18 protein-coding genes and 3 pseudogenes are annotated in these 21732 nt (G+C 71.2%); 14 read left to right on the top strand and 7 right to left on the bottom strand.

The window, feature by feature from the left end:
* The first annotated feature begins 7 nt into the window (after nt 1-7).
* The 9 genes and pseudogenes from ACRAWB_RS07835 to ACRAWB_RS07795 all read left to right on the top strand — a co-directional run bounded on the left by ACRAWB_RS07835 (nt 8) and on the right by ACRAWB_RS07795 (nt 9178).
* Nucleotides 8-1377, top strand: a pseudogene (locus ACRAWB_RS07835) (ABC transporter substrate-binding protein).
* A 10-nt stretch (nt 1378-1387) separates the two neighbouring features.
* Nucleotides 1388-2368: a carbohydrate ABC transporter permease gene (locus ACRAWB_RS07830; protein WP_431352834.1), complete on the top strand. Its 981-nt coding sequence runs from the start codon at nt 1388-1390 to the stop codon at nt 2366-2368.
* A pseudogene (locus tag ACRAWB_RS07825) lies at nt 2365-3230 on the top strand (carbohydrate ABC transporter permease). Before ACRAWB_RS07830 ends, ACRAWB_RS07825 begins: the two are co-directional and overlap by 4 nt.
* A complete protein-coding gene (locus tag ACRAWB_RS07820; RefSeq protein WP_431352833.1) occupies nt 3227-4069 on the top strand; it encodes a sugar phosphate isomerase/epimerase family protein in 843 nt (280 codons plus the stop codon). The pseudogene ACRAWB_RS07825 and the gene ACRAWB_RS07820 overlap by 4 nt, the downstream one beginning before the upstream one ends.
* Nucleotides 4066-5238, top strand: coding sequence for a Gfo/Idh/MocA family protein (locus tag ACRAWB_RS07815; protein ID WP_431352832.1), 1173 nt, complete (start codon nt 4066-4068; stop codon nt 5236-5238). Before ACRAWB_RS07820 ends, ACRAWB_RS07815 begins: the two co-directional genes overlap by 4 nt.
* Nucleotides 5235-6097: pseudogene (locus ACRAWB_RS07810) on the top strand (sugar phosphate isomerase/epimerase family protein). The gene ACRAWB_RS07815 and the pseudogene ACRAWB_RS07810 overlap by 4 nt, the downstream one beginning before the upstream one ends.
* Nucleotides 6094-7383 (top strand): mannitol dehydrogenase family protein, encoded by a 1290-nt coding sequence (locus ACRAWB_RS07805; RefSeq protein ID WP_431352831.1) that lies wholly within the window; start codon nt 6094-6096, stop codon nt 7381-7383. Before ACRAWB_RS07810 ends, ACRAWB_RS07805 begins: the two are co-directional and overlap by 4 nt.
* Nucleotides 7380-8627, top strand: a complete 1248-nt coding sequence (gene manD, locus ACRAWB_RS07800) for a D-mannonate dehydratase ManD (RefSeq protein WP_431352830.1) — start codon at nt 7380-7382, stop codon at nt 8625-8627. Before ACRAWB_RS07805 ends, manD begins: the two co-directional genes overlap by 4 nt.
* A 44-nt stretch (nt 8628-8671) precedes the next feature.
* Nucleotides 8672-9178, top strand: a complete 507-nt coding sequence (locus ACRAWB_RS07795; RefSeq protein WP_431352829.1) for a gluconokinase — start codon at nt 8672-8674, stop codon at nt 9176-9178.
* On the opposite strand, the gene ACRAWB_RS07790 is transcribed toward ACRAWB_RS07795, so the two are convergent.
* Both ACRAWB_RS07790 and ACRAWB_RS07785 read right to left on the bottom strand, forming a co-directional pair.
* On the bottom strand, nt 9175-9654 hold the full coding sequence (locus ACRAWB_RS07790; protein ID WP_431352828.1) for a MarR family winged helix-turn-helix transcriptional regulator: 480 nt from the start codon (nt 9652-9654) through the stop codon (nt 9175-9177). The genes ACRAWB_RS07795 and ACRAWB_RS07790 overlap by 4 nt on opposite strands.
* Complete coding sequence (locus tag ACRAWB_RS07785) at nt 9647-10081, bottom strand: SRPBCC family protein (protein ID WP_431352827.1); 435 nt, start codon at nt 10079-10081, stop codon at nt 9647-9649. The genes ACRAWB_RS07790 and ACRAWB_RS07785 overlap by 8 nt, the downstream gene beginning before the upstream one ends.
* A gap of 229 nt (nt 10082-10310) precedes the next feature.
* Between ACRAWB_RS07785 and ACRAWB_RS07780 the strand changes: the two genes are divergently transcribed.
* The 4 genes from ACRAWB_RS07780 to mfd all read left to right on the top strand — a co-directional run bounded on the left by ACRAWB_RS07780 (nt 10311) and on the right by mfd (nt 16015).
* Nucleotides 10311-10940, top strand: coding sequence for a 50S ribosomal protein L25/general stress protein Ctc (locus tag ACRAWB_RS07780; RefSeq protein ID WP_431352826.1), 630 nt, complete (start codon nt 10311-10313; stop codon nt 10938-10940).
* A gap of 8 nt (nt 10941-10948) precedes the next feature.
* Entirely contained in the window at nt 10949-11527 is a 579-nt protein-coding gene (gene pth, locus ACRAWB_RS07775) for an aminoacyl-tRNA hydrolase (RefSeq protein WP_431352825.1), read from the top strand.
* A gap of 104 nt (nt 11528-11631) precedes the next feature.
* Nucleotides 11632-12336, top strand: coding sequence for an alpha/beta fold hydrolase (locus ACRAWB_RS07770; protein WP_431352824.1), 705 nt, complete (start codon nt 11632-11634; stop codon nt 12334-12336).
* Nucleotides 12337-12397: 61 nt separating this feature from the next.
* The gene (gene mfd / locus ACRAWB_RS07765; RefSeq protein WP_431352823.1) at nt 12398-16015 is read left to right on the top strand and encodes a transcription-repair coupling factor; all 3618 of its coding nucleotides are present in this window, start codon (nt 12398-12400) and stop codon (nt 16013-16015) included.
* Between the two features lie 10 nt (nt 16016-16025).
* Here the strand turns inward: mfd and ACRAWB_RS07760 are convergent, their stop codons facing one another.
* On the bottom strand, nt 16026-16814 hold the full coding sequence (locus ACRAWB_RS07760; RefSeq protein ID WP_431352822.1) for a TIGR00266 family protein: 789 nt from the start codon (nt 16812-16814) through the stop codon (nt 16026-16028).
* A 65-nt stretch (nt 16815-16879) separates the two neighbouring features.
* Nucleotides 16880-18034 (bottom strand): Na+/H+ antiporter NhaA, encoded by a 1155-nt coding sequence (locus ACRAWB_RS07755; protein WP_431352821.1) that lies wholly within the window; start codon nt 18032-18034, stop codon nt 16880-16882.
* A 115-nt stretch (nt 18035-18149) separates the two neighbouring features.
* On the opposite strand from ACRAWB_RS07755, the gene ACRAWB_RS07750 reads away from it, so the two are divergent.
* Nucleotides 18150-18857, top strand: coding sequence for a MazG family protein (locus ACRAWB_RS07750; RefSeq protein ID WP_431352820.1), 708 nt, complete (start codon nt 18150-18152; stop codon nt 18855-18857).
* Here ACRAWB_RS07750 and ACRAWB_RS07745 read toward each other — a convergent pair.
* Genes ACRAWB_RS07745 through ACRAWB_RS07735 form a run of 3 tightly spaced genes read right to left on the bottom strand, consistent with a single transcriptional unit; the run spans nt 18854 to nt 21694 of the window.
* Nucleotides 18854-19663: an ABC transporter ATP-binding protein gene (locus ACRAWB_RS07745; protein ID WP_431352819.1), complete on the bottom strand. Its 810-nt coding sequence runs from the start codon at nt 19661-19663 to the stop codon at nt 18854-18856. The genes ACRAWB_RS07750 and ACRAWB_RS07745 overlap by 4 nt on opposite strands.
* A 1-nt stretch (nt 19664) precedes the next feature.
* Nucleotides 19665-20702, bottom strand: a complete 1038-nt coding sequence (locus ACRAWB_RS07740) for a FecCD family ABC transporter permease (protein ID WP_431352818.1) — start codon at nt 20700-20702, stop codon at nt 19665-19667.
* A 20-nt stretch (nt 20703-20722) separates the two neighbouring features.
* Complete coding sequence (locus ACRAWB_RS07735) at nt 20723-21694, bottom strand: FecCD family ABC transporter permease (RefSeq protein ID WP_431352817.1); 972 nt, start codon at nt 21692-21694, stop codon at nt 20723-20725.
* Nucleotides 21695-21732: the final 38 nt, after the last annotated feature.

Raw genomic sequence — 21732 nt, 5'->3', positions numbered from 1 at the left:
AGACACGATGAGATCACGTTTCGCGCTCGGCGCTGTCGCGGCCCTCGCCGCCGCCGGCCTCGCCCTCACCGGATGCTCGGGCACCGCCTCGGGCGGCTCCGGCTCCGGCACCGCCACGGCCGGGAAGGTCGACGGCACCGGCAAGACCCTCGACGTCATGATCGCGGCCAACACCCTGTACCCGACCCAGCAGCAGCAGTGGTTCCAGGATGTGTCGGCCCAGTTCCAGAAGGAGACCGGGGCGACCGTGAAGTTCGAGACGTTCGCCTCGGCGAACGACGAGCTCACGAAGATCCAGACCTCGGTGCTCAGCGGTCAGGGCCCGGACATCTACGACCTCGGCACGACCTTCACGCCGACCGCCTACTCCACCGGCGCCTTCGTGAAGCTCACCGACGCCGACTGGGCGAAGGTGGGAGGCCGCGACCGGTTCACCCCGGCGACGCTCGGCATCTCCGGCCCGACCGAGAAGGACGAGGTGGGCATCCCGTTCCTCAGCCGCCCCTTCGTGATGGCCTACAACAAGGACCTGCTGAAGGCCGCCGGGATCGACAAGCCCGCCGACACCTGGGACGGTCTCGCCGCACAGGCCAAGAAGCTCACCTCCGGCGACGTGCACGGCATGGCCATCGCCTACGCCGACAGCTTCGACCCGTGGAAGTTCGTCTGGGCGATGTCGATGCAGCAGGGAAACACGATCCTCGACCTGAAGAACAAGAAGGCGACGATCGACAGCCCGGCCGTGAAGAAGGCGTACCAGACGTACTTCGGCTGGTTGACGCAGGACAAGGTGGTAGACCCGGCCGCGATCGGTTGGAAGAACGCGCAGGCGGTCGCGGCCTTCGCCAGCGGCAAGGCGGCGTTCCTCCCGATGGTGTCCTCGTCGTCGCGGGTGAGCCTGGACAAGTCCGGCGTCGCAGGCAAGTACGGCTACGCCGTGATGCCGACCATCCCGCCGGGAGCGAAGTCGCTGCCGAGCGGGGGCAAGGCCGCCGCGACCATCATCTCCGGCGACAACATGGTGGTCGCCAAGTACTCGAAGAACCAGGACCTCGCGTTCGCACTGGTCAAGATGCTCACCAGCGCCGAGAACCAGACCACGTACACGAAGACCTTCGGCGACCTGCCGACCAACGCCGAGGCCGCGAAGAAGATCGAGCAGGGGAGGACCTGATCGCGCCGATTCTCGACGCCGGGACGAAGGCGTACGGCACCCCGTTCTCGGGCGCCTGGGGCGACACGCAGCTCGCCCTGGTGAACGTGGTGGTCCAGTCCATCCCGGGTCTGTCCTCCGGGGGCGTCTCGTCCTCCGACCTCGAGGCGAAGCTGAAGGCGGCGCAAGCCTCCGCCCAGGCCTCGCTGAGCAAGGCCAAGTAGCGAGCGCACCATGTCGAATCAGACGCTGACCGCGCCAACGCGCGCGGCCGAGGCGCCCACCGGCGCGCCCGCGGGACCCACTCCCGCGGGCCGCCGCCGGCGCCGCAGTCTCGAACGGCGCAGCCGGCCGCTCTGGATGCTGCTGCCCGGCGGCATCCTCATGCTGGTCATCATCGTCGTGCCGCTGATCGTGGCCGTCCTGATGTCCACCCTGGACCTCGACCAGTACACCCTCCAGAGCTGGCTGCAGGCGCCCTTCATCGGGCTCGGCAACTACGTCGAGGCCGTGACGGCATCCCCGCTGCTGCGCTCGATCGGGATCAGCGTCTCGTTCGCGGTGATCGCGGCCGTCGTCACGATGCCGATCGGGCTCGCGGCGGCGCTCGCCACCCAGAACCGCTTCCGCGGCCGGGCGCTCGTCCGCTCGCTGTTCCTCATCCCGTACGTGCTGCCCGCCTTCGTGGTCGGCACGCTGTGGCGCACGATGCTCCAGCCGGGCGGCGTGGTCGACTCGATGCTCGGCGCCGTCGGCATCCACACCGGGCTCTGGCTCAACGGACCGCTCAGCTACTGGTCGCTCATCATCGTGCAGATCTGGACCTCGTGGCCGTTCTTCTACCTGCTCGTCCTCGCCGGGCTCCAGGCGGTGGAGCGTGAAGTCCATGAGGCTGCCGCGATCGACGGCGCCACCTGGTGGATCAAGCTGCGCTACGTCGTGCTGCCCTACCTGCGGGGGCCGATCTTCCTCGCGCTGATCATCGCGTTCCTCCACAACATCAACGCCTTCACCCTGCCGTTCGTGTTGTTCGGCGTACCCGCCCCGCAGGACGTGGATGTGCTGCCGGTGCTGACCTATGTGACCAGCTTCCAGAGCTTCCGTTTCGGGCTCAGCGCCGCAATGGCCATCTGCTCGCTGGTGCTGATCGCGATCCCGCTGTTCGTCTACCTGCGGGCCGTGAAACTCGACTCCGGAGAGGAGGAGCAGCGATGACCACCGCCGCCACCGACGTCACCTGGCTGCTGCCGCGCCCGCTGCTCGTCGCGATCATCACGGTGCTGCTGATCATCGTGCTCGGACCGGTGCTCTACATGCTGTTCGCGTCGGTCAACTCGGACGTGTCCGTCGCATCGGGCGCGTTCCTCCCGACCGAGCTGCATCTCGACAACTACCTCAAGGTGTGGACGACGGTCGATCTCGGGACGGGGCTCGCGAACAGCGTCCTCATCTGCGGCGCCGTCGCGATCGTGTGCGCGTTCCTCGCGGTCGCGACCGCCTACGTGCTGGTCCGGTACGAGTTCCGGGGAGGCTGACGTTCCTGCGCGGACTGCTCGGCCTGCAGTCCATCCCGGGCACGCTCATGCTGCTGCCGGTGTTCGTGCTGTTCTCGTCCACCGCCTCCCTGCTGGGAGTGCAGATCATCGGCACCCGCTGGGCCGTCTTCATCACCTACCTGACCTTCGCGCTGCCGTTCTCCACGTGGGTCATGGTCACCTACCTGCGCGGCCTGCCGAAGGCGCTGGAGGAGGCGGCGCGGATCGACGGCGCGTCGTCGTGGCGCATCCTCACCCGGATCGTCATGCCGCTCAGCTGGCCGGGCATCGTCGTCTCGGGCATCTTCGCCTTCCTGCTCGGCTGGAACGACGTGCTGTTCGCCTCGGTGCTCACCAACCCCGAGAGCCGGACCGCCGCCGTCGCCCTGCAGGTGTTCGGTGCGACGCAGGAGGGCGGCGCCGTGCCGCTCTACGGCCAGATGATGGCCGCGTCGCTGATCTGCGCCCTCCCGGTCGTGGTGCTGTACCTGGTGTTCCAGCGGTACCTCGTCGGCGGGCTGACCTCTGGAGGAGTGAAATGACCACCGTCACGTGGACGCTGTCCGGCTTCGGCGACGAGATCGACGCCGACCCCGCGATCCAGGTCGCCGTGCTGCAGGCCCTCGGAGCGAGCGCGATAGAGGTGCGCAGCGCCTGGGGCGTCAACATCGTTGACCTCGACGCCGAGCAGCTTGACCGCCTGGGGGTCGTCCTGAGCGAGCGCGGGATGGGCGTCTCCGCCATCGCCTCTCCGGTCGGCAAGGTCGACGTCTCGCTGCCCGTCGAGCACGAGGTGGAGCGCCTGCGCCGTGCGGTCGCCGCCGCACACCGGCTCGGCACGCGCTACATCCGGCTGTTCTCGTTCTTCCGCGGCGAGGGCGTCGCGGTGGAGAGCATCCGCGACGACGTCCTGCTGCGGATGCGCGCCCTCGCGGACGTCGCCGAGGCGGAGGATCTGGTGCTGCTGCACGAGAACGAGAAGGACATCTACGGCGACACCCCCGAGCGCTGCCTCGACATCGTGGAGGCCGTGGGTTCGCCCGCGCTCCGGCTCGCCTGGGACAGCGCGAACTTCGTCCAGGTCGGCGTCGCGCATCCCTTCGACGACGGGTACGCTGCGCTGCGTCCGTACCTGGAGTACCTGCAGGTGAAGGACGCGCTCACCGCCACGGGCGAGGTCGTGCCCGCGGGGGAGGGCGACGGACAGGTCCTGGAAACCCTCACCGCGCTGCGCGACGACGGCTACACCGGCTTCGCCTCCCTCGAACCCCACCTCACCGACGTGAACGCGCTCGGCGGCTTCTCCGGACCGGCGGCCTTCGGCCGCGCCGCCCGCGCCTTCCGCACCCTGACCGACCGGATCGGAGTCACCCTCGCATGACGGAGCAGACCACCCCCACCACCGACCGGCTCCGCGTCGCGATCGTCGGCTGCGGCATCATCGGCGTCAACCACGCGCGCGCCATCGGCCGCCACCCGCGGCTCGCGATCTCCACGCTGATCGACGCCGTCCCGGAGGCGGCGGAGGCCCTGGCCGACCAGGTGGCCGCTTCCTCTGGTGAGCGGCCCGCGGTGTTCGCCTCCCTCACCGCGGCGCTCGCCGCGGCGGAGGCCGGCGGCACCGCCCGTCCCGACATCGTCGTGATCTGCACCCCCAGCGGTCTCCACGTCAGCGTGGCCGAGGAGGCGATCGCCGCCGGCACGCACGTCGTCATCGAGAAGCCGCTCGACACCGACATGGGCCGGGCACGCCAGCTCCGCACGCTCGCCGAGCGGGCCGAGCCCGACGGCCTGGTCGTCTCGGTGATCAGCCAGCACCGGTTCGACCCGTCGTCGGTCGTCGTCGCCGAGGCGGCGCACACCGGCCGGTTCGGGACGCTGACCAGCGGTCTCGCCTCCGTCGCCTGGTGGCGCAGCCAGGACTACTACGACTCGGGCCAGTGGCGCGGCACCTGGGAGCTCGACGGCGGCGGCGCGGTGATGAACCAGGGCGTCCACACCGTCGACCTGCTGGTCTGGATGCTCGGCCGCCCGGTCGAGGTCTTCGCGCAGACCGCGCTGCTCGCGCACGAGCGCGTCGAGGTCGAGGACATCGCGGTGGCGACCGTCCGATTCGAGTCCGGTGCGCTCGCCGTGCTGCACGCGACGACGGCGGCCTTCCCGGGTCTCGCGGTCCGGCTGCAGGTGCACGGTGACGCCGGCTCGGCCGTCATCCACGACGACCAGCTCGAGTCGTTCGCCGCGGACGGCGACGCGACCGACCGTGCGGCGGAGCTGGTGCCGCCCGAGGAGGTGCGCGGCGGTGACCGTGGGCCCGATGCGTTCGTGATCGGCCACCTCCGCCAGTACGAGGACATCGTGGAGGCGATCGACCGCGGCCGGGCTCCCGGAGTGCGCGTCGAGGACGCGTTCCAGTCGCTCTGCGTGGTGCGCGCGGTGTACCTCTCGGCCACGCTCGGCCGTCCGGTGTCGTTCGACGAGGTGCTTGCCGGCGACCTCGACGATGTCGTCGTCTCGACCGGCCCTGTCACGACGGAGGCGAACGCATGAAGTTCTCCGTCTTCACCGCCTCCACCCCCGAGTGGACGCCCGCCGAGGCGGTCCGCATCCTGGCCGACCAGGGCTGGGACGGGGTGGAATGGCGCATCACCGACCAGCAGGAGACCGACGTTCCGGGCTTCTGGGCGGGCAACCGCGCCACCTGGCCGCTCACCGGACTCGAAGACCGGCTGGACGAGCTGGAGCGCCTGACGCGCGCGAGCGGTCTGGAGTGCTCCGGGATCGGCGGCTACGCGCGCTGCGACGACCACGACGGCGTCGAGCGGATGCTCGCCGCCACCGCGCGCCTCGGCGCCCGGCAGGTGCGGGTCACCATGCCGCGCACCGACGCGGGGAGTACCGCGCGCTGTTCGCCGCGGCCCGCCGCGATCTCGAGTGGGCCGCCTCCCGGGCCGCGCACCACGGCGTGAAAGCGTTGGTCGAGCTGCACCACGAGACGATCACGTCGTCGGCGTCCGCCGCCTTCCGTCTGCTGGACGGTCTCGACCCGGAGCACGTCGGCGTCATCCACGACCTCGGCAACCTCGTCATCGAGGGCCGGGAGGAGACGCTGGCGTCCCTCCAGCTGCTCGGTCCCTACCTCGCGCACGTGCATGTGAAGAACGTCGCCTGGGTGCCGGGCGAACCGGAGGAGGACGGCACGGTCCGCTGGCGTCACGAGTGGGCGCCGCTGAAGTCCGGCACCGCGGATGTGGACGACTACTTCCGTGCGCTGCACGCCTTCGGCTATGACGGGTGGGTGACGTGCGAGGACTTCTCCACCGCCCTCCCGCTCGACGAGCGCACCCGGGGCAACCTCGACTACCTGCGCGCCGTCGAGTCCCGCACGCGTGCCGCGGCGGCCGTATGACGCCGCCGCGGTCGATCCGGCACCCGGTGCGCGTGGCGCACCTCGGGCTGGGCGCCTTCCACCGTGCGCATCAGGCCTGGTTTACGCAGGTCGCGAACGATGCGGGCGCGAACGAGACGGGCGATGGATGGGGCATCGCGGCCTTCACCGGCCGCCGCCCCGACGCCGCGCGCATCCTCGCCGCGCAGGATTCCGTCTACTCGCTGGTGACCCGCGGACCGTCGGACGACAACGTGACCATCGTGGAAGCGCTCAGCCGCGTCCACGACGGCGCCGATGACGCAGCCTGGCTCGCGACGCTGGCCGACCCGCAGGTGGCGGTGCTCACCCTCACCGTGACCGAGGCCGGCTATCTCCCCGGTGCGTCCGCGCCCGGCCGCGTCCGCGACGGACTCGCCGCACGCTTCCGGGCCGACGCCGGGGGCCTCGCGGTCGTCAGCTGCGACAACCTCTCCGGCAACGGCCGTGTCCTCCGCGAGGCGGTCCTCGCCCTCACCGCGGACGACGCCGACCTCGACGCCTGGGTCCGCTCCGAGGTGTCCTTCGTCTCCACCATGGTCGATCGGATCACCCCGGCCACGACCGAGCAGGATCTCGTCACCGTGCGTGCGCTCGCCGGGTGGGACGATGCCGCTCCGGTCATCACCGAGCCCTTCAGCGAGTGGGTGCTGGCCGGTTCCTTCCCCGCCGGGCGCCCCGTCTGGGAGGCCGGCGGCGCCCGCTTCGTCGACGACGTCGAGCCCTTCGAGCGGCGCAAGCTGCGCCTCCTGAACGCCGGCCACTCCCTCCTCGCTTATCACGGGCTGCTGCGCGGCCGTCAGACGATCGCCGAGGCGGCCGCCGACCCGCGGCTCGCCGCCGAGCTGAAGCAGCTCTGGGCCGAGCAGCGTCCCGGGCTGCCGTTCGACGACGCCGCGGTCGCCGCCGCGGAGGAGACGTTGCGGGAACGGTTCGCCAACGCGCGCATCGAGCACCGGCTCGCGCAGGTCGCGACCGACGGCTCGCAGAAGCTGGGGCCGCGCATCGTGGAACCGCTGCGCGAACGCCTCGCCGCCGGCCTGGAGCCGGGGGAGGCGCAGCTGGGCGTCCTCGCCGCCTGGACCCTCCACCTCCTCTCGGGCGACGCCCGCGACCCGCAGGCTGAAGCCCTCGCCGACCGCCTGCGCGACGCACACGATCCCCTCAGCCGCGCCTCCCTCGTGCTCGACGCCCTCGCCCCCGACCTCACCGACCTCGCCCGTCCGCTCTCCGAGCGGACAGTATCCCTGCAAGGAGCCCCCGCATGAGAATCACCGCCGCCGACGTCCTGGTCACCAGTCCCGGCCGCAACTTCGTCACCCTCCGCATCACCACAGAGGACGGGGTCACGGGCCTCGGCGACGCGACCCTCAACGGACGCGAGCTGGCCGTTGCCGCCTATCTGAGCGAGCACGTCGTGCCCCTGCTGATCGGCCGCGACGCCCACCAGATCGAGGACACCTGGCAGTACTTGTACCGCGGGGCGTACTGGCGCCGCGGTCCGGTGACCATGGCCTCCATCGCCGCCGTGGACACCGCGCTCTGGGACATCAAGGCGAAAGTCGCCGGCCTTCCGCTCTACCAGTTGCTCGGAGGACGCAGCCGGGTGGGCTGCCTGACCTACGGGCACGCCTCCGGCGCCGAGCTGCCGGAGCTGTTCGACTCCATCCGGGCGCACCTGGAGCAGGGCTTCCGCGCCATCCGGATCCAGACCGGCGTGCCGGGCCTCGGTTCGGTGTACGGCGTCGCCTCCTCCGCGAACGCGGCCGCGGGCGCCGACGGGATGACCACCCGCTACGACCACGAGCCCGCCCGCCGCAGCGCCATCCCGGTGGAGGAGCAGTGGGACACCCGCGCCTACCTGCGTCACATCCCGGGCGTCTTCGAGGCCGTGCGCAACGAGTTCGGTCCGGAGCTCCCGCTGCTGCACGACGCGCACCATCGGCTGACGCCGATCCAGGCGGCCAAGCTCGGCAAGTCGCTCGAGCCGTACGACCTCTTCTGGCTGGAGGACGTGACCCCCGCGGAGAACCAGGCGGTGTTGCGGCGGGTGCGCGAGCACACGACGACGCCGCTCGCGATCGGCGAGGTGTTCAACACGATCTGGGACTACCGGGAGCTGTTCGAGGAGCAGCTGATCGACTACGTCCGTTCCCCCGTGACGCACGCCGGCGGGATCACCGGCCTCCGCCGCATCTTCGACTACGCGGCCGTCTACCAGATCAAGTCCGGCGTCCACGGCCCGACCGACGTGTCGCCCGTCGGACTCGCGGCAGCGGTGCACCTCGGCGTGGCCATCCCGAACTTCGGCATCCAGGAGTACATGCGCCAAAGCGCCCCTACTGACGAGGTGTTCCGGCCGACCTACACGTTCGCCGACGGGATGCTCGCGCCCAGCGAGGAGCCCGGGCTCGGCGTATCGTACGACGAGGTCGTGGCGGAGTCCTTCCCGTACCAGTCGGCGTACCTGCCGGTGAACCGTCTGCTCGACGGTTCGATGCACGACTGGTGACGGCGGTGCTCCGGCCGCACCGGACGAACGACGGAGGAGGGCGAGTGCGGCGACTCGAAGTGGTCGTGATGGGCGTGTCCGGGTCGGGCAAGACGACGGTGGGTCAGCTTCTCGCCGATCGGCTCGGCGTCCCGTTCGTCGACGGGGATGCGCTGCACCCGCCCGCGAACGTCGCCAAGATGGCGTCGGGCATCCCGCTCGACGACGACGACCGGGCGCCCTGGCTGCGCACGATCGGCGACACGCTCGCCGGCACCTCCCCGGAGGGGGTCGTCGTCGCCTGCTCTGCGTTGAAGCGGGCCTACCGAGATCTCATCCGGGCGGAAGCGCCGAACGCGGTTTTCGCGGAGCTCGACGGCGACCGCGAGCTACTGGCCGCCCGCATGGCCGCACGGCCGGGCCACTTCATGCCGGTCTCGCTCCTCGACTCGCAGCTCGCGACCCTCCAGCCGCTCCAGCCCGACGAGGCCGGGATGCGCCTCGACGTCGGGCGCCCGCCCGCCGAACTGGCCGCGGAGATCGGCGACGCGGTCCTCGCGCGCGAAGGCTAGAGGGCGGTTCCGTCGGGCCGGTCGTCCGAGGCGGCGAGCCGCGCGAGGTCGGCGCCGAAGCCGTCCGCGTCCACCGGCGCGAAGAAGGCGGCGTCGGCCGCCTCGACGTCCGCCGTCGCCCGGCGCGCGGCGGCGGCGCCCTCCGGCGTCGCCCGCAGGATGCGCGCCCGGCCGTCGGTGGGATGGGGCAGCCGCTCGACCAGTCCGGCCCGTTCCAGGGCGCGGAGCACCTGGGACGTCATCATCGGGTCGGTCGCGGCGAAGCCCGCGAGGTCGACCTGGGTGACCAGGCGCTCCGGTTCGCGGTCGCCGAGCCAGGTGAGGGACGCGAGAAGCACGTACTGCACGTGCGTCAGCTCGTGCGGGGCGAGCGCCGCGCGCATGGCGGCCTGCCAGCGGTTGGTCACCCGCCAGAGCAGGAGGCCGGGGCTCTGCGAGGCGGCCGGGAACCGGCTGCCGAGGCCGGCCTCAGGCACCGGCAGCCACCCGCTGCTCGGCGGCGTGCAGCAGCTCCGCCATCGCGACCGGGAAGTCGCCGGCGATCTGCGGGCCGAGCTCGGGGCCGACGGCGTCGGCGCCCGGGCCGTCGATCTCGAGCGTGTGGGTCACCTCGGTGCCGCCGTCCGGGCGGCCCTGCAGGGTGTGGCGGAAGGTCAGCGCCAGCTCGCCGAAGACCGTGCGATCGGCATACACGTGGTCGGGGTCGAGCTCGACGATCGTGGAGGTCATCGCCTCCTGGCCCTGCGGGGTCACGGTCACCGTCGTTCCGACCGCGAACGGTCCGTGGAGTTCGAAGGAGTCGCTGGCCGGGCCGAGCGGGATGCCACTGTGCAGGTCGCGCAATGCCGCCCAGACGGCCGAGCCGGGGGCGGCGGTGGTGTCTGTGTAGCGGGTGGTCCACATGACGGTCTCCGTTCGTCGAAGTACTAAGCGCGCTTAGCTTATCCCGATCGGGTAGACTCCACAACTGAACTTCGGCGAGGGATGCTCCCACAGCATCCGTGATCGACGCGGTGGAGCAGGCTTCGCAGTCTTTCCTCGCGCACTTCGATGCGTTCGAGTCGAACAACACCAACACTGCGGGCCTCGCGGCTCGCCCGACAGCCGGACATCGTGCCGGCGAGGAGAAATCATGGCGACTGAAGAGTCCAACAAGGTCAGCGCCGAGCTGCGCGACAGCTTCGGCAAGGGCGCGGCCCGCAAGATCCGCGCCGTCGGCAAGATCCCCGCGGTCATCTACGGCCACGGCACCGACCCGGTCCACGTCACCCTCCCGGGCCACCAGGTCTCGCTCCTGCTCCGCAAGGCGAACGCGGTGCTCGACCTCGACATCGAGGGCAAGGGCCAGCTCGCTCTGGTGAAGGACGTCCAGAAGGACCCGGTGTCGCAGATCATCGAGCACCTGGACCTCGTGGTCATCCGCCGCGGCGAGAAGGTCACCGTCGAGGTTCCCGTGCACGTCGAGGGCGAGCCGTTCTCCGGCACCATCGCCGTGCTCGACATCCCGACCATCAAGCTCGAGGTCGAGGCCACCCACATCCCGGAGCGCATCGTCATCGACGTGACGGACGCCGAGGAGGGCACCCAGTACCACGCGAAGGACTTCACCCTCCCGGCCGGCGCCACGCTCGCCGAGGACGAGGACCTGCTCATCCTCAACGTCGTCGTCCCGGCCGCCGCGCGCGCCGAGGACGAGGAGACCGAGGCCGCCGAGGAGGCCGCTTCCGCCGAGGCCGAGGCCGCCGAGGGCGACGCGGAGTAATCCCCTTCATGGACGCACCCTGGCTCGTGGTCGGGCTCGGCAACCCCGGGCCCGGCTACGCCGCCACGCGTCACAACGTGGGTCAGATGGTGCTGGACGAACTCGCCTCGCGCGGGGGACTCACCTTCAAGACCCACAAGACGAACGCGACGGTCGCCGAGGGCAGACTCGCCCCCGGCGGCCCTCGCTTCATCCTGGCCAAGCCGAACACGTACATGAACGTGTCCGGCGGGCCGGTCGCGCAGCTGCTGCGCTTCTACTCGCTCGACCCGTCGCACCTGATCGTGGTGCACGACGAGCTCGACATCCCGTTCGACACCATCCGCCTCAAGAGCGGCGGCGGCCACGGCGGCCACAACGGCGTCCGGGATGTGATCTCCGCCATCGGCACAGGCGACTTCACCCGCGTACGGGTCGGCGTCGGCCGCCCGCCCGGCTCGTCGGGTGCCGCGGACCACGTGCTCAAAGCGTTCTCGTCGACCGAGCGCGCGAACCTTCCGATCCTGGTGGCGGATGCTGCCGACGCGGTCGAGCAGATCGCCGCCGAGGGGCTGACCCCCGCGCAGAACCGCTTCCACGCCCGCTGACGCGCCGGCCGGATCGTAGCGCCCGGGAAGATCACGGGTAACCCCCAGCGGCAGCCGGGTCAACGCCCTGCCTCGCGTAAGGGGCGCCGCGTACCGTCGATCGCATGAAGTTGTTCACGCGCGAGTGGGGCACCGGCGACCGCTACGCCGTCCTCGTCCACGGCGTCATGTCGGACTCGCGCAACTGGCGCCGGGTGGGCCCGGTGCTCGCCGCCCGCGGCTACCACGTGATCGCCGTCGACCTGCGCGGCCACGGCCACAGCGGCCACGCCGACGAGTACTCCGCCGAGCTGATGGCGCAGGACATCGTCGACACCGTCCCCGCGCGCCCGGAGCTCGTGATGGGCCACTCCCTGGGCGGCCTCACCGTCAGCCTGGCCGTCGAACGGCTCGATCCCGAGCGCGTCATCTACGTCGACCCGGCCTTCTCGTGCCCGGCGACCAACGGCTTCCTGCGGTGGCTCGCCCCCACCTTCCTCCGCACCCTCGCGCGGCAGTCGGCCACCCGCATCGCCAAGCGCAACCCGCGCTGGGATCCGGCGGACGTCGCCATCGAGGTCGAGACCTTCAAGTCCTTCGACCGCGCGGTGATCCCGGTCGTGCTGGCTCCCTCCACGATGCGGGCGCCCGCCGTCATGATGGCGCCCTCGCTCGTGATGCTCGCCGACAACTCGCAGCTCGTGAAGCCGGACCTCGCCGACCGCCTCCGGGAAGAGGGTTACGAAGTCCGTATCGTTCCCGGATCGGGGCACGTCATCAACCGCGACGACCACGACGGGTTCATGCGCGCGCTCGACGGCTGGATCTAGTCGCCGCGGAGAGCGGTCACCACCCCTTCACCTGTCGGTGGTCCCACGTAGAATCGACCGAGTGATACTCCAGGGTCTGGTCGCCGCGCTCGCACGCGAGTCCTCGTTCGCCGACGCGCTCTCCCACGCGGCGCGCGACGCCGACTTCTCGCTCACCGACGGCCTCCGCGCTCCGCTGCTCGCGGGGCTGCTGCGTCGTCGCGGCGAGCAGGGTGCGTCGCAGGCCGTGCTGCTGATCACGGCGACCGGACGCGAGTCCGAGTCGGTCCGCGGCGCCCTGCCGTGCCTGCTGCCGGATGCCGAGATCGTCGAGTTCCCGGCCTGGGAGACGCTGCCGCATGAGCGACTGAGCCCGAGCGCCGAGATCGTCGGCAAGCGCCTCACCGCGCTGCGCCGCCTGTCCGACTGGGCGCAGGGCGACCGGAGCGCGCCGTTCATCCTCGTCGCCTCCGTGCGCGCCGCCCTGCAGCCGCTCGCCGACAATCTCACCGACTACGCGACCATCGACCTCCGGATCGGCGGCCGCGGCTTCGACCTCGGCGGCCTCGCGGCTCAGCTGATCGACCTCGCCTACGAGCGCGTCGACATCGTCACCCGCCGCGGCGAGTTCGCGGTGCGCGGCGGCATCCTCGACGTCTTCCCGCCGACGGCCGACCACCCGTACCGCGTCGACTTCTTCGGCGACGAGGTGGATCAGATCCGCGCCTTCTCGGTGGCCGACCAGCGGTCGCTGCCCGAGCCCATCCCGTCCGTCTCCCTGCCCCCGAGCCGCGAACTGCTGCTCAGCGAGTCCGTGCGGCAGCGGGCGCGCGAGATGGAGCACGAGTTCCCGAGCCTGTCCTCGATGCTGGCCAAGATCGGCGAAGGCATCCCGGTCGAGGGGATGGAGTCGCTGGCTCCCGCGCTCGTCGACCGTCTCGTGCCGCTCACGCACTACCTGCCCGACGGCGCGGCCGTGGCCGTCCTCTCGCCCGAGCGCGTCGCGTCACGTGCGGTCAGCCTGGCCGAGACGAACCGGGAGTTTCTGTCCGCCGCATGGAGCGCCGCGACCGTCGGCGCCGCCGCGCCCATCGACCTGGCCGCGGGCGACTTCATGACGCTGCAGCAGCTGAAGGACTCGGTGAAGTACAGCCGCCCGGGCGCCGACAACCCCGACCACCCGTGGTGGACGATGTCCGGCTTCCAGGCCGACGAGGTCCTTCCGGAGGAGCGCGAGCTCGAGGAGCACCTGCAGATCCGCATCCGCGCGGAGGCGGTCCCGAGCTTCCAGGGCAACGTGTCCGGCGCTGTTGAGCACGTCCGCACCCGCCTGCGCGACGGCTGGCAGGTCGCGATCGTCGCGGCCGGCACCGGCCTCGTGGAGCGCGCGGCCGATGTCCTCGCCGAGGCCGAGCTCCCCGCGCGGCCCGTGGACGAGTTCCCCGCCGATCCGGAGCCGGGTATCGCGTACCTGCTCAAGGCGACCGCGGAGCACGGCTTCGAGCTGCCGGACATCAAGCTCGCCCTGATCAGTGAGGCCGAGTTCTACGGCCGCACCATCGGCTACGACTCCCGCCAGGTGAAGAAGCTCGCCGCCCGCCGCAAGAACGTCGTCGACCCCATGCAGCTCAAGCCCGGCGACTTCGTCGTGCACGAGACGCACGGCATCGGCAAGTTCGTCGAGCTCACGCAGCGCATGGTGTCGAGCGGCGGACGCAACGCGGTCAAGTCGAAGCGCGAATACCTCGTGCTCGAGTACGCGCCGTCGAAGCGCGGCTACCCGGGCGACAAGCTGTACGTGCCGACCGACCAGCTCGACCTGCTCACCCGGTACGTCGGCGGCGAGGCGCCGCAGCTCTCCAAGATGGGCGGCAGCGACTGGGCCGCGGCGAAGGGTCGCGCGCGCCGCGCCGTGCGCGACATCGCCGTGGAGCTGGTCAAGCTCTACTCCGCCCGCATGGCCAGCAAGGGCCATGCCTTCGCGCCCGACACCCCGTGGCAGCGCGAGCTGGAGGAGGCGTTTCCGTTCGCCGAGACGCACGACCAGCTGCAGACCATCGACGAGGTGAAGGCCGACATGGAGCGGCCCATCCCGATGGACCGGCTGATCTCGGGCGACGTCGGCTTCGGCAAGACCGAGATCGCCGTGCGTGCGGCGTTCAAGGCCGTGCAGGACGGCAAGCAGGTCGCCATGCTCGTCCCGACCACGCTGCTCGTGAAGCAGCACGCGGAGACGTTCCAGGAGCGGTTCGCCGGGTTCCCGATCCACCTGCGTCAGCTGAGCCGGTTCCAGAGCGACAAAGAGGCGCGCGAGACGCTGCGCGGGATGGCCGATGGCACGGTGGACGTCGTCATCGGCACGCACCGCATCCTGGCCGACGGCGTGACCTTCAAAGACCTCGGCCTCGTCATCATCGACGAGGAGCAGCGCTTCGGCGTCGAGCACAAGGATGCGTTGAAGAAGCTCAAGACGAACGTTGACATCCTCGCGATGAGCGCCACGCCCATCCCTCGTACGCTCGAGATGGCGGTGACCGGCATCCGCGAGATGTCGACGCTGGCGACCCCGCCGGAGGACCGTCACCCGATCCTCACCTTCGTCGGCCCGTACTCCGACAAGCAGGTGGCCGCGGCCATCCGGCGCGAACTGCTGCGCGAGGGTCAGGTGTTCTTCGTGCACAATCGCGTCGGGTCGATCACGAGCATGGCGGCCAAGCTGGCCGAGCTCGTGCCCGAGGCCCGGATCGGCGTCGCGCACGGAAAGATGAACGAGCACGCCCTGGAGCAGGTCGTCGTCGACTTCTGGGAGCGCCGGTTCGATGTGCTCGTCTCGACCACCATCATCGAGACCGGCCTCGACATCTCGAACGCCAACACGATCATCATCGACCGGGCCGACAAGTACGGCCTGAGCCAGCTGCACCAGCTGCGCGGTCGTGTCGGCCGAGGCCGCGAACGTGCCTACGCCTACTTCCTCTGGGATGAGAACAAGCCGCTGAGCGAGACGGCGCACGACCGGCTGTCCACGATCGCCGCGAACAACGACCTCGGCAGCGGCATGCAGGTCGCGCTGAAAGACCTCGAGATCCGCGGCGCGGGCAACCTGCTCGGCGGCGAGCAGTCCGGGCACATCGCCGGCGTCGGCTTCGACCTCTACCTGCGGATGATCGGGGAGGCCGTCTCCACCTTCCGCGGCGAGGTGGCAGAAGGGCAGACCGAGCTGCGGCTGGAGCTGCCGGTGGATGCGCACATCCCCGAGGAGTACGTCGACAGCGAGCGTCTGCGGCTGGAGGCGTACCAGAAGCTGTCGACGGCCAGCTCGCCGAACGCGAAGGACGGCCAGATCGACCTGGTGCTGGAGGAGCTGACGGACCGGTACGGCGCGCCGCCGGAGCCGGTGACGAACCTCATCGCCGTCTCGCGTCTGCGCCGCGCTGCTCAGAAGGCGGGGCTGGGCGAGGTCGTGGCGATGGGCTCCAACCTGCGGCTCGCGCCGGCGATCCTGCCGGACTCGCTGCAGGTCCGCCTGCAGCGGATGTACCCGGGCTCGAAGTACCACGCGGCTCCGAAGGTCGCGACCGTGCCCATGCCACGCGTGAACGGCGAGCCGCTGGACGACGCCGCGCTGATCGGCTGGGTCGGCGACCTGCTCGGCGCGCTGTTCCCCGAGAAGGAACCGGCGGCCGAGCAGGTCGGATGACGCGCGGGCGCTAGGAGAGCAGCCCGCCGAGAACGCCGCCGGCGACGCCTGCTCCGACCATCCCGGCCGTGGCGCCGCCGCCGCCTGCGCCCGCCATGAACGGTCCCATGGCGCCGACGAAGGCGCCCAGGTTGCGCGTCTGCATGAGCACGGTGCCTGGACCCGTGAACTCGGCCACCAGCATCTCGCCGGACGTGAACGAGCGGAACAGGCTCTTCGTCGCCTTCTGGATGCGCACGTCCATGCTCGAGTCCCACGCCACGACATGACCGGTGTCGATGATGTACTTCTCACCCGGGGCCAGGCGCTTCTCGTGCAGCGAGCCGAATGCGGTCAGCAGCAGGACGCCCTGGCCGGACACGCGCATGACGAAGAGGCTGTCGCTGCCGAAGAAGCCGCTCATGCCGCCCCAGGTGGTGTCGATGTCGAGCGTCGGTTCGCTCGCCAGGTACGACGCGGCCGCGATGTTGTAGGTGCCGCTGTCGAGGTGGAGCGGCACGAGGTCGCCGGGAGCGGCGGGCGCCAGCGTCAGCTCGCCGACGCCGTTGCGCGCGGTGAAACGGGAGACGAATGCCGAGCGGCCGGCCACCGAGCGCTTGAGCGCGCCCATCACACCGCCGTCGAGCTGCGAGGTCAGTTCGAGGCCGGGAGACATGGAGACCATGGCTCCCGCCTGCGTCGCGACCGTCTGGCCGGCGCCGATCGAGAGCGTGGCCATCGAGAACGCCGGTCGATAGTCGACCTGGAAGGAGAACGCGCCGGCGTGGCCGACGTTGGGGAGGACGGTGAAATCAGACATGCACAGGAGGCTAGGCGGTTCGCCCGCCCGCGCGTCCTGAGAGGCCGCTGTGGCCGTCCGCCGGCTCAGTGCCCGGCGGGGTGCGGATGCAGCCGCCGGTTGCGCCGCGCGAGAGCGCTGACCAGGATGCCGGAGAGCACGATCGCGACCCCCGATCCCAGCAGGACAGCGAGAGTTCCCTCGGCGCGGACATCCTCCGACCGTGCGAACGCCAGCTCGTTCATGAGCAGAGACACGGTGAATCCGATGCCGCCGAGGGCCGAGACGGTGACCATCCCGAACAGCGAAATGCGGCCACGATCCGGCCCCTTTCGCGTGAACGAGCCGAGCCATCCACCGAGGGTGATGCCGATCAGCTTGCCCACCGGGAGGGCGATCAGGATGGCCCAGAACGCGGGGGAGAGCTCCGACGGCGGGACGTTCGGGATGACGACCAGCGCCGCCGAGAAGGCGAACAGCGGGAGGATCAGCCCGTTGTTCCATGGCTCGAGCGCGTGCGCCACCCGCCCGGCCGGCGCGCGCGACATCACGAGACCGAGCGCGACACCGGCGATGGTCGCGTGGACGCCCGAGTCGTAGACGAGCCACCACGACAGCAGCGCGAGCAGCACCATGAGGACGCCCAGCGGCCAGCGCATCCGGCCGCGCAGCATCCGGCTGAGCAGCCCGAACAGCGCTACGGTGACCGCCGCGAGCGCCAGCTCCCACAGGTTGGGATCGGTGGTGAAGAAGACGGCGATGATGAGGATCGCGATGAGGTCGTCGAGCACCGCGAGGGCGAGCAGGAAGACGCGGAGGCGGTTGGGCAGCCCCCGGCCGAACACCGCGAGCACGCCCAGCGCGAAGGCGATGTCGGTCGCGGTGGGGATCGGCCAGCCCTGCTGCACGTTCGTGCCCGCGGTGAACAGCAGGTACAGCCCGGCCGGCACGACCACACCGCCGATCGCTGCGATGGCGGGATGGATGGCCTTCTGGAACGAGTTCAGCTCCCCGGCGACCAGCTCGTGCTTGAGCTCGATCGCGACGATGAAGAAGAAGATCGCGAGCAGGCCGTCGCTGATCGCGTGGCCCACGCTGATCTTCAGGAATCCGCCGCCGAGGTACGCATGCTGCACGTCGAGCAGCGTCGGGCCGATCGGGGTGTTGGCCAGCAGCAGGCCCAGGGCGGCGGCTCCGAGGAGGAGGCCGGCGGCGGTGCGCTCGGAACGGATGATGCTCATGCGGGGTACCACTTTCGCGGGGTCACGGACAACGACGCCGACCAGACTTCCCGGCACACCGCTCATGACTCTACCCGGTGGCAGGATGGATGCATCGTAGAGCGAGGAGGACGGCATGGGCCAGACAGTGGATGGGCCGGTGGTGGTGCCCGAGGCCGCCACGAAGCTCGACGAGCTGGTCGCCGTCATGGCGCGGCTCCGGGCGCCCGGCGGCTGCCCGTGGGACGCGGACCAGACCCACGAGTCGCTGGTGCAGTACCTCGTCGAGGAGACGTACGAGCTGATCGACGCCATCGAGACCGGCGACCGGGATGAGCTGCTGGAAGAGCTCGGCGACGTGCTCTACCAGGTGCTGTTCCACGCGGACATCGCCGCCCACACGCCGGGCGAGGACTTCGACATCCAGGATGTGGCCGCGCACATGACCGCGAAGATGGTCGGCCGGCATCCCCACGTCTTCGGCGATCAGGCGGCGGCCGACGCGCGCCACGCCGAGACCGCGGACGACGTGGTCGGCTTCTGGGACGAGCTGAAGAAGCAGGAGAAGCCGGGCCGCACCAGCGTGCTGGACGGAATCCCGCAGGGGATGCCCTCGCTCGCTCTGGCGGACAAGCTGCTCGGTCGCGCCGAGAAGGTCGGCCTGCTCGACCTGCAGGAGCAGGGCGGCGTGCAGGTGGGCAGCGAGGACGAGCTCGGCCCGCTGCTGCTCGCCATCGTGGCGTCGGCGAAGGCGCAGGGCCTGGATGCGGAGCGGGCGCTCCGCTCGACCCTGCGCGATCTGCAGGACGAGATCCGCGACCAGGAGGCCGGCGCGGGCGCCTAGGCCGTGTGGTGCCGCCCGAGCGGCACGACCAGCGGGGTGCCGGTCACCGGGTCGTCCGCGACCACCGACTCCACGCCGAACACGTCGCGCACGAGGTCGGCGGTGACCACCTCCGACGGATCGCCGGCCGCGACGACCGTTCCCGCGCGCATCGCGATGAGGTGCCCGGCGTACCGGGCGGCCAGGTTGAGGTCGTGCAGCACCATGACGACGGTCGTGGCGCGCGCGGCGTTCAGTTCGAGGAGCAGGTCCAGCACCTCCAGCTGGTGGCTGATGTCGAGGAACGTCGTCGGCTCGTCGAGCAGGAGGATGTCGGTCCGCTGGGCCAGCGCCATCGCGATCCACACCCGCTGCCGCTGACCGCCGGACAGCTCGTCGACCGCGCGGTCGGCGAGGTCGGCGATGCCGGTCGCGGTCATCGCTTCGGCGACGGCCTCGTCGTCCTCGGCCGTCCAGCGGCGGAACCAGCCCTGGTGCGGGTAGCGGCCGCGCGAGACGAGGTCGGCGACCGTGATCCCGTCCGGCGCCGTCGGGGTCTGCGGCAGCAGCCCGAGCCGCTGCGCCACCTGCTTGGTGGGCAGTCCGTGGATGTCGGCGCCGTCGAGCAGGACCGTGCCGGCGGCGGGAGGCAGCAGGCGCGAGAGGCCGCGCAGCAGGGTGGACTTGCCGCACGCGTTCGGTCCGACGATCGCCGTGACCCGGCCCGCCGGGATGTCGAGATCGAGCCCGTCGACCACGGTCCGTCCCTCGTACGCGAGCGACAGACGGCGGGCCGACAGCTCGGGTGTGATGGTCTCGGTCGTCATGTCAGCCTCCACGGCCCACTCGGTTGGTCCTGGCCAGCAGCCAGAGCAGATACGGGGCGCCGACGATACCGGTGACGACGCCGACGGGAAGAACGACGCCCGGGATCGCGAACTGCGCGACGATGTCCGAGACGACGAGGATGAGCGCGCCGAGCAGCGCGGACGGCACCAGCGCCAGCGAGCCCCGGCCGACCAGCCGGCGCGCGATCGGCGCGGCCAGGAACGCGACGAACGACACCGGCCCCGCGACCGCCACGGCGATGGCCGCCAAGGCGACGGCCACCCCGACGACGGCGAGCCGCGTGCGCTCCGGCCGGACGCCCAGTCCGGACGCGAGGTCGTCGCCCAGCGAGAGCGCGCCGAGCGGGCGGCCGACGAGCAGGGCGCAGGGCACGAGGACGACCGTCCCGACGGCCAGCACGGCGAGGGCCGACGGATCGACGGAGTTCAGGCTGCCGGTGATCCACACCAGCGCCTGCTGCACGTTCGACACGTCGGCGCGGGTGAGCACGTACGAGACGATGCCGCCGCAGAACGCGGCGATGCCGATCCCGATCAGCACGAAGCGGTAGCCGCTGACGCCGTTGCGCCATGCCAGCACGTAGATCAGCGCGGCGGCGACCAGAGTGCCGGCCAGGACGATTCCCGACAGCGCCAGCCCGGTCAGCCCGAACCAGACGAGGGCGATGGAGCCGGTGGCGCTCGCCGCGGCCGTGATGCCGATGATGTCGGGGCTCGCAAGCGGGTTGCGGGCGACCGACTGGATGAGCGCGCCGGAGAGCCCGAGGCAGGCGCCGACGAGCGCCCCGGCGACGAGCCGCGGCAGACGCAGCTCGAGGATGACGAACGAGGTCAGCCGATCGGCCCGGCCGACCAGGGCGGCGAGCACGTCGGCGGGCGCGACGGACGCGGCGCCGAGGGTCAGCGAGACGGCGCCGACGACGAGCAGGAGGACGGCCGCGACGACCGAGACGCGCAGTGCCCGCGAGCGGCTGTGGCGGCGGTCGGAGCGGATGGCGCCGATCGTCGGGGACGGCATAAACGTCGCCTCGCGCGCGCTCACAGGCCCACCATCCGGCGGCGGCGCACCAGGGCGATGAAGACGGGCGCGCCGACGAACGCGAGCACCACGCCGACCTGCAGCTCACCCGGGGGAGCGACCACCCGGCCGAGGATGTCGCACGCGAGCAGCAGGGAGGGCGCGAGCAGCGCGGAGTAGGCGAGGATCCAGCGGTAATCGGCACCGACGACCCGGCGGGCGAGGTGCGGCACGATGAGCCCGGCGAAGGCGATGGGCCCGACGGCCGCCGTAGCCGAGCCGCAGAGCAGCACGATCGCGACCCCGCACAGCGCACGGGTGACCCCGACCCGCTGCCCGAGGCCGCGGGCGACGTCGTCGCCGAGCGCGAGGCCGTTGAGCAGCCGCCCGAGCGCCAGGGCGAGGATCGCGCCGACGGTCAGCGTCGGGAGCACCTGCCAGAGCACGCCGAAGCCGCGACCGGCGAGGGAGCCGACCTGCCAGAACCGCAGCTGATCCAGCGAGACGCGGCTGGTCAGCTGCACGGCGGTGATCAGCGAGCCGAGGGCCGCCGAGACCGCGGCGCCCGCGATGGCGAGCTTGACCGGGGTCGCACCCTCGCGTCCCAGCGACGAGACGGCGTAGACGAGGGCGGAGGCCAGCGCCGCGCCCGCGAACGCGAACCAGAGGTAGCCGGAGGGAGAGGTCACGCCGACGAACGCGATCGCGACGACGACCGCGAGCGAGGCGCCGAAGTTGACGCCCAGGATGCCCGGGTCGGCCAGCGGGTTGCGCGACAGTCCCTGCATCACGGTCCCGGCGAGGCCCAGCCCGAGGCCGGCGGCGATCCCGAGCAGGGTGCGCGGGAGGCGGCTGTCGACGACGACCAGGGAGTCCGGGTCCGTGCGGGAGTAGTGCAGGATCGCGTGCACGACGTCGGCGGGTGCGATGGTCCGCGCGCCGACCATCAGGCTGAGGACGCACAGCCCCAGCAGCACGACGGCGGCGAGCACGAACCCGACGAGCAGACGCCGACGGCGCCGGGCGACGG

It is taken from the genome of Leifsonia poae, from assembly GCF_050632865.1.
Classification (GTDB): domain Bacteria; phylum Actinomycetota; class Actinomycetes; order Actinomycetales; family Microbacteriaceae; genus Leifsonia; species Leifsonia poae_B.
The sequence above is the reverse complement of the archived record's forward strand: the minus strand, read 5'-3'. Positions and strand labels throughout refer to the sequence as shown.

What these genes read in the sequence shown, in the direction of transcription:
- ACRAWB_RS07740 (WP_431352818.1), bottom strand. Translation starts at nt 20,702, where the DNA reads ATGCCGTCCCCGACGATCGGCGCCATCCGCTCCGACCGCCGCCACAGC.
- ACRAWB_RS07820 (WP_431352833.1), top strand. Translation starts at nt 3,227, where the DNA reads ATGACCACCGTCACGTGGACGCTGTCCGGCTTCGGCGACGAGATCGAC.
- ACRAWB_RS07750 (WP_431352820.1), top strand. Translation starts at nt 18,150, where the DNA reads ATGGGCCAGACAGTGGATGGGCCGGTGGTGGTGCCCGAGGCCGCCACG.
- ACRAWB_RS07770 (WP_431352824.1), top strand. Translation starts at nt 11,632, where the DNA reads ATGAAGTTGTTCACGCGCGAGTGGGGCACCGGCGACCGCTACGCCGTC.
- ACRAWB_RS07805 (WP_431352831.1), top strand. Translation starts at nt 6,094, where the DNA reads ATGACGCCGCCGCGGTCGATCCGGCACCCGGTGCGCGTGGCGCACCTC.
- ACRAWB_RS07785 (WP_431352827.1), bottom strand. Translation starts at nt 10,081, where the DNA reads ATGTGGACCACCCGCTACACAGACACCACCGCCGCCCCCGGCTCGGCC.
- ACRAWB_RS07745 (WP_431352819.1), bottom strand. Translation starts at nt 19,663, where the DNA reads ATGACGACCGAGACCATCACACCCGAGCTGTCGGCCCGCCGTCTGTCG.
- manD (WP_431352830.1), top strand. Translation starts at nt 7,380, where the DNA reads ATGAGAATCACCGCCGCCGACGTCCTGGTCACCAGTCCCGGCCGCAAC.
- ACRAWB_RS07760 (WP_431352822.1), bottom strand. Translation starts at nt 16,814, where the DNA reads ATGTCTGATTTCACCGTCCTCCCCAACGTCGGCCACGCCGGCGCGTTC.
- ACRAWB_RS07830 (WP_431352834.1), top strand. Translation starts at nt 1,388, where the DNA reads ATGTCGAATCAGACGCTGACCGCGCCAACGCGCGCGGCCGAGGCGCCC.
- pth (WP_431352825.1), top strand. Translation starts at nt 10,949, where the DNA reads ATGGACGCACCCTGGCTCGTGGTCGGGCTCGGCAACCCCGGGCCCGGC.
- ACRAWB_RS07815 (WP_431352832.1), top strand. Translation starts at nt 4,066, where the DNA reads ATGACGGAGCAGACCACCCCCACCACCGACCGGCTCCGCGTCGCGATC.
- ACRAWB_RS07780 (WP_431352826.1), top strand. Translation starts at nt 10,311, where the DNA reads ATGGCGACTGAAGAGTCCAACAAGGTCAGCGCCGAGCTGCGCGACAGC.
- ACRAWB_RS07755 (WP_431352821.1), bottom strand. Translation starts at nt 18,034, where the DNA reads ATGAGCATCATCCGTTCCGAGCGCACCGCCGCCGGCCTCCTCCTCGGA.